The following is a 6,288-nucleotide window of genomic DNA, read 5'->3' on the forward strand; positions in this document are numbered from 1 at the left end:
CGCTTCTTGAGGTTTTTCGCCTTGCCGACATAGAGCAGGCGCGCGTCGCTGTCGAACATGCGATACACGCCCGGACGCCCACTGACCGTCGACAGAAAGGCGCCGGAATCGAAAGTTTCAGTCATGGTCAGGCGCTGGCATCGACCATGCCGTGACGCACCGCCAACAATGTCAGTTCGACGTCGCTGCTGATCGAGAGCTTCTCGAAGATGCGGTAGCGGTAAGTGTTCACGGTTTTCGGCGACAAGCACAATTTGTCGGAAATGATCTGCACCTTCTGACAGCCAACGATCATCAACGCGATCTGGATTTCGCGTTCGGACAGGGCGTCAAACGGCGAATCATTGGTGGGCTGGAAGGATTTGATCGCCAACTGTTGAGCGATCTGCGGGCTGATATAGCGCTGACCGGCAAAGACCAGACGAATCGCCTGGACCATTTCCGGCAACCCGGCGCCCTTGGTGAGATAACCGGCAGCACCTGCCTGCAGCAGCCGCGTCGGAAAAGGATCCTCTTCACACACGGTGACGGCCACCACTTTGATGTCGGGGTGACTGCGCAAGAGTTTGCGCGTGGCTTCCAGGCCACCGATGCCAGGCATCTTGACGTCCATCAGGACCACGTCAGGTTTCAACTCACGGGCCTTGATCAGGGATTCTTCACCTGATTCGGCCTGACCCACCACCTGCAAGCCATCGATATCGGCCAGCATGCGTGTAATGCCTGTACGAACGAGATCATGGTCGTCGACCACTAGCACCCTAATCAAGCAGACACCTCGCGATATGGTCTTATTGGGATGCGGGACACCTTAGCAAAAAGTGCCGGGCAGACCTAGCGGAAAGCCGTATTTAAAAAGTTTCATTTCATCTTTCAGGGCTTGCCAGCCAAGGGTTTCAGCGCACAGGTGTACTGATATCAAGCTGCATCCGCAAGAAACACTCGTCTTCACCCTGGACCCGTAGTCCTTTTCTTTCATACAAATATTTTGCCGGGTTGTTTTCGAACACCGTGAGGCGCATCGCCGGTCGCCTTTCCTTGCGGGCCATCCCGATAACCTGATCAATCGCCCAGGATCCCGCGCCCTGCCCCTGAAACGTTTCTGCAATTTGCAGTTCACGGATATACAGCGCTCGCGCATCACGACTCAGGCTGAAAAATCCCACCACCACATCAGCGCGCACGATCAGCCAGCTTTCGCGTCCCGACCAGGCCACATCGAACGCTTCGTCCAGCCACAACAGATCATGTTGAATGTAGTACCGCAGCATATTCTGACAGGTGAGATTGCGTGAAAACGCCAGATCATCAGGCGTGGCAATCCGTAACCGGTAGGTCATTGTGCCTCCGTCACGGCAATGACTTGCCCCTGCCAGGTCCCGCCCTCTTGCCGGGCAACGACCAACACGTCACCAGTGCCCGGCGCAGCGACGATCAGCGAACCGTCGGCGGACCAGATCGCGCTGCGCCCGGCTGACACCCATCCGCCAGTAGAACCACCGTGGTTAGCCATTAACACGACCATCGAATGTTGACGAGCGTATCCCTGCAGCAGAGCGGTATCGGGGGCATAGCCTTTTTCGCTGATCAACACGCCAGCCGCGTAAATATCGGCTCCCTGTTCAGCGGCGGCAGCGGCATGACTGGCGTAGCTGAAGTCGGCGCAGACCGCCAGTGCTACGGTATTACCGGCAATATCCAGGATCGGCCCGCCTTGCCCTTCCGCATAGATCACCTCCTCTCCTGAATGCAAATGCTGTTTGGTGTACACACCCAGCGAACCGTCAGCCCCCAGTATCAAAGCACCTATCAACACGACGGGCTTCTCTGGCAATCGAACCGGCATGCCCACGACCGTCGTGACACTCAACTCACGAGCCAGATCGCGCAACGGTTGCAATACCGGATCTTGCGGATGGATGGCCAACGATGCAGCCACCGCACCTTCGTACCCGGTCAGGGACAATTCCGGAAACACCAGCAACTCGACACCCTGTGCCGCCGCGACCGTCATGAAGCGCTTGTGACGGGCAATATTGGCGGCAAGATCGCCAGCAATCGAGATGGCCTGGGCAGCGGCGATAATCAGCGTCGACATGGATCTTCCTTGCTGGTTCAGATGAGTCATGGAGTGTGTCACAACTTTTGAGGCGCTCGATCAATAGGCATTGAACGGCCTACGCAATAGCATTTTCTGATTGCTCCGGCCCATTGGCCTCTAGTAAGCTCGACGCAACCATCGGAGACAACCCATGTTCAACGCCCTCTCTCAGCTACGTACCGCCAGCGCCTTGCGCTCGGTTTCGGCTGCGCGGGCGACTGACATTTGCGCTCCGGTCAGCTTTTATTTTGGGTATTGGTTTAGCCACTGGCGCGCCTGATACCCACACGGCGCCCATAAAAACGGGTCGCCACCAGAGAATTCTCAACCCCCGGTCGGCCTCCCGACCGGGGGTTTTGTTTTTTCAGGCCCGAACCTTTTTCAGCGACACACCAGACACTTTGAGGAATTACCTAATGAACTACGCCACTTATTACCGTTACGACAGCTTTAGCGCCTGGCGATTTACCAGCTTCCGCTCGGGACAGCCTGCCGCCTCCGATCGGTCACCTACAGGTGGCAAGCACACACACGTAGCCAATACGGCCAATTGTCGAACACCCCAGTAGGGCCGAGTGCGCGGGAAGAACCCGCCGCCTGCCCAGGAAGACCGAATATGAACTCGTCCGTTTCTGCTCTGCCACTGTCCACACTCGATTCCGCCAACGAAGCGCTGACACTGCGTCTGCCCAGCTCGTTGCAACTCAAACAGCAACTGCCTTTAAGCACCGTCCTGAGCCAGCAAGTCGCCGCTCAACGTCAGGCAGTTCGCGCGATCCTCAACGGTGAAGACCAGCGACTGCTGATCATCGTTGGCCCCTGCTCCATCCACGACCCACAGTCCGCCCTCGAATACGCCGGCAAACTCGCCCGACTGGCTGACGACGTTCGTGACGACATGCTGCTGGTGATGCGTGCCTACGTCGAAAAACCACGCACCACGGTCGGCTGGAAAGGCCTGGCCTATGACCCGCACCTGGATGGCAGCGATGACATGGCCGCAGGGCTGACGCTTTCCCGCGAACTGATGCTGGAAATGATCAGGCTGGGATTGCCGGTGGCGACCGAACTGCTGCAACCCATGGCTGCCGGTTACTTCGATGACCTGCTCAGTTGGGTGGCCATTGGCGCCCGCACCACCGAATCGCAGATCCACCGCGAAATGGCCAGTGGTCTCGGTATGCCAGTGGGCTTCAAGAATGGCACCGATGGCGGCGCGGCCATCGCCGTCGATGCCATGCGCTCGGCAGCCCACCCACACCGGCATTTCGGTGTTGACAGCCAGGGCCATCCGGCGATTATTCAGACCCCGGGCAACCCTGATACCCATCTGGTGCTGCGTGGCGGCCACAAGGGCCCGAACCATGATCGCGAGAGCGTGGCCAAAATCCATGCCGATCTGGATCGACTGAAAATCCCGAGCCGAATCATGGTCGATTGCAGTCACGCCAACAGCGGCAAGGACCCATTGCGTCAACCCGCTGTTTTCAATGATGTACTCGAGCAACGCCTGCAGGGTGATCGTTCACTGATCGGCATGATGCTGGAGTCCCATCTGTTCGAAGGCTGCCAACCCCTGAGCACCTCACTACGCTATGGCGTATCGATCACTGACGGATGCCTCGGTTTCAACGCCACCGAACGCTTGCTACTGAATGCCGCGCAGCGTCTGGGCGCGCATTCCGCAGACTGACCAGAAGGCCTGCCCTCCGGCATCATTGAGAACCGGAGGGCTGACGCCGCTGCCCTCAAGCCTCTATCCGCACCTGTGTCACCGCAGATTCCTGACTGACCTCGTCCAGACGTTCCACGGTATAGGCAACCCGCACGGTTCCTCCGTGATGTTCGCGCCAGAACCGATGGGGCACGATAAAGATCAGCGGCTTCCCTGCGGTTTCCAGAGTAATTTCCCGGTCATCCCGGTGATTGAAAAAGTCACCGTCACACTTCAGGTAGACCAACTCGCCTTCTTGCGTCTGTGGGTTGCCGATCACAACGGTCACCCCATCTATCGAGTTTTCCGTACTGAGCACGCCATCCTCGGCTTCCAGCACATCGGGAGCGTGCAGTTCGCCACGATGGAACGGAGTAATGCGAAGCCTGGTCGGCTCCGATTCGCGCACTGCCCCACCGACCTGCTCCACGCGGTAACTTACCGTCACCTCACCTCCAAGCTGCGCGGCGATGTGCTCGGGAGCGACCCAGAACGACAAGGGTTGCGCAACGGCAAAGGCTTCGATCTTCAAAGCATCGTTGAACGCCGCCGGCGACATGTCGCCACACCATGTCAACGAGACCCGATCGCCTGAAGACATTCGGGCGTAAGGCTGAAACATGACGAGCACACCATCCCTCACCCGGGCCGGATCGAGCGTACCGCCGATGACACCTTCGACATGCGGCGCCAGCAGCTGCGGCTGTGCATCCCCCACTGACAGCTGCAACCGTGCAGACATTGCGGGTTCGGGCAGGTTCGCGCTGACCAGTGTCCAGTAAACCTCAAGCGAACCACCGTCCAGTGCAGCAATGTGCATACCCTTGATAACAAAGATCACGTCTTTGCCAACCTGGGATTCGCTGACGAAGCGAACCATTTCATGCTGATAGGCAAAGCCTTCGATATCCAGGCCGTCCCAGCTCAACAGCAATTGATCGCCACACGCCATGTTTGCATAGGGAGCGATCCTGACGATGACCTTGCTCAGGGAAGGATCCAGCGCTGCGCCTTTGAGGGCATCGAGCGTCGCCGCCGGCAACGGCACCTCGGACTGGCACATGCTGACGGGATGGCGCATCCGATAGCAAAACTCGATTTCGTGGGTGTTCATTCGTGGCTCCATTCCTTGGATAAGACGCCAGCTACATCAATGGCGTCGACGACAAATATTGAACGCCATTGTGGTGGTCTTCGCTGTCAGCAAAATGCGCCACAACCCTCGGGCAAAAGCCACGGACCAAGTAGGCCGGCAGGCAATAAATCCGCTTGATCCGTCAGAGGACGTCCACAACTTCCGATTCGGGCCTCACAAAAAACAGAAAACACCTACGTCATCTAGTCCAGATTCATCCGCGAACCTGGGTTTCTTCGTACTTCTCCAACCGTATGAGTGTTTTAGAGTGACCCACAGATTTTCCCGATGAACTTCTGTGATAAAGGTAAGAACATGCGACGGAATGCTACAACTCGCTATCCCATACTGTTGATACACGGCCTGTTCGGATTTGAACGCATTGGCCATTTCGAGCTCTTCCACGAGGTCAAGGAAGCACTTAAGACAACAGGCAACCGCGTGTTCATTCCGCATCTGTCGGCCACGCACAACAACGAGGTGCGGGGCGAGCAACTCCTCAGGCAAATAGATCGTGTCCTCGCAGGCACCGGCGCTGCAAAAGTCAATCTTATCGGTCACAGCCAGGGCGCACTCACTGCCCGGTACGCTGCTGCGCACATGCCACACGTCGTCGGCTCAGTCACGTCGGTCAGCGGGCCGAATCACGGCTCGGAGCTGGCTGACTTCCTGCGCAAGGCGCTGGTACCGGATCAACTGCCGGATTCCGTGGCCCTGAATGTGGTCACACTGTTTTCCGAGTTTTTGACCCTTATGAGCGGCAGCACAACGCTGCCACAAAGCGCACTCGCCGCGCTCAACGCCCTGACCACCGAGGGTGTCAGTCTCTTCAATGACAAATACCCGCAGGGCCTGCCACACACCTGGGGCGGGCATGGCGCGGAGTTGGTTGACGGTGTTCGCTATTATTCCTGGAGCGGCACCTTGCCCACGACCAAAGCCGCCATGCTCGACCCGGTACACGCCCTCTGCCGTGGATTGTCGGAATATTTCATTACCGAGGCCGGACAAAACGACGGATTCGTCGGCCGCTACAGCTCGCACCTGGGTACAGTGATCCGCTCTGACTATCCGCTGGATCATTTGAGCAGTCTGCGCCGGCCTGTTATCGGCGCATCCGCGCTGCCGGACCCGATCTTGCTGTACATCGAGCATGCCCTGCGCTTGCAGGCCGCAAATCTGTAAAAGCCAACAGCGATCACCGAACGGAACTTTGCCGAGAATTCGCCCACTGAATCCGGTAGGCTCCACACTTTACTGAATTAGATTGGAGAGTTTCCCCATGGCTAAAGCCACTGCCCGCCACATCCTGGTTGCCACCGAAGACAAGTGCAACGA

The 6,288-nt window shown here is 57.8% G+C and carries 7 protein-coding genes; 2 read left to right on the forward strand and 5 right to left on the reverse strand.

From position 1 onward, the window contains the following. From DBR24_RS34765 to DBR24_RS03855, 4 genes are all read right to left on the reverse strand, one after another. Positions 1 to 125, reverse strand: a 125-nt coding sequence (locus DBR24_RS34765; protein WP_371921228.1) for a GIY-YIG nuclease family protein, incomplete at its 3' end; no start/stop codon positions are given. A gap of 2 nt (positions 126 to 127) precedes the next feature. Next, positions 128 to 769: a UvrY/SirA/GacA family response regulator transcription factor gene (gene uvrY, locus DBR24_RS03845; RefSeq protein WP_024012761.1), complete on the reverse strand. Its 642-nt coding sequence runs from the start codon at positions 767 to 769 to the stop codon at positions 128 to 130. 127 nt (positions 770 to 896) lie between these two features. Then, entirely contained in the window at positions 897 to 1,340 is a 444-nt protein-coding gene (locus DBR24_RS03850) for an N-acetyltransferase (protein WP_128613942.1), read from the reverse strand. Beyond that, positions 1,337 to 2,098 carry a carbon-nitrogen hydrolase family protein gene (locus DBR24_RS03855; protein WP_128613943.1) on the reverse strand — a complete coding sequence of 254 codons (762 nt, stop codon included), beginning with the start codon at positions 2,096 to 2,098 and terminating at the stop codon, positions 1,337 to 1,339. Before DBR24_RS03855 ends, DBR24_RS03850 begins: the two co-directional genes overlap by 4 nt. 619 nt (positions 2,099 to 2,717) lie before the next feature. Here DBR24_RS03855 and DBR24_RS03860 point away from each other — a divergent pair. Then, the gene (locus DBR24_RS03860; RefSeq protein WP_123468267.1) at positions 2,718 to 3,794 is read left to right on the forward strand and encodes a 3-deoxy-7-phosphoheptulonate synthase; all 1,077 of its coding nucleotides are present in this window, start codon (positions 2,718 to 2,720) and stop codon (positions 3,792 to 3,794) included. A gap of 55 nt (positions 3,795 to 3,849) precedes the next feature. Here the strand turns inward: DBR24_RS03860 and DBR24_RS03865 are convergent, their stop codons facing one another. Continuing rightward, positions 3,850 to 4,929, reverse strand: a complete 1,080-nt coding sequence (locus DBR24_RS03865; RefSeq protein ID WP_128613944.1) for a hypothetical protein — start codon at positions 4,927 to 4,929, stop codon at positions 3,850 to 3,852. 336 nt (positions 4,930 to 5,265) lie between these two features. Between DBR24_RS03865 and DBR24_RS03870 the strand changes: the two genes are divergently transcribed. After that, complete coding sequence (locus tag DBR24_RS03870; RefSeq protein ID WP_128613946.1) at positions 5,266 to 6,135, forward strand: triacylglycerol lipase; 870 nt, start codon at positions 5,266 to 5,268, stop codon at positions 6,133 to 6,135. Positions 6,136 to 6,288: the final 153 nt, after the last annotated feature.

This window comes from Pseudomonas sp. HMWF006, assembly GCF_003061205.1.
Lineage (GTDB): Bacteria > Pseudomonadota > Gammaproteobacteria > Pseudomonadales > Pseudomonadaceae > Aquipseudomonas > Aquipseudomonas monsensis.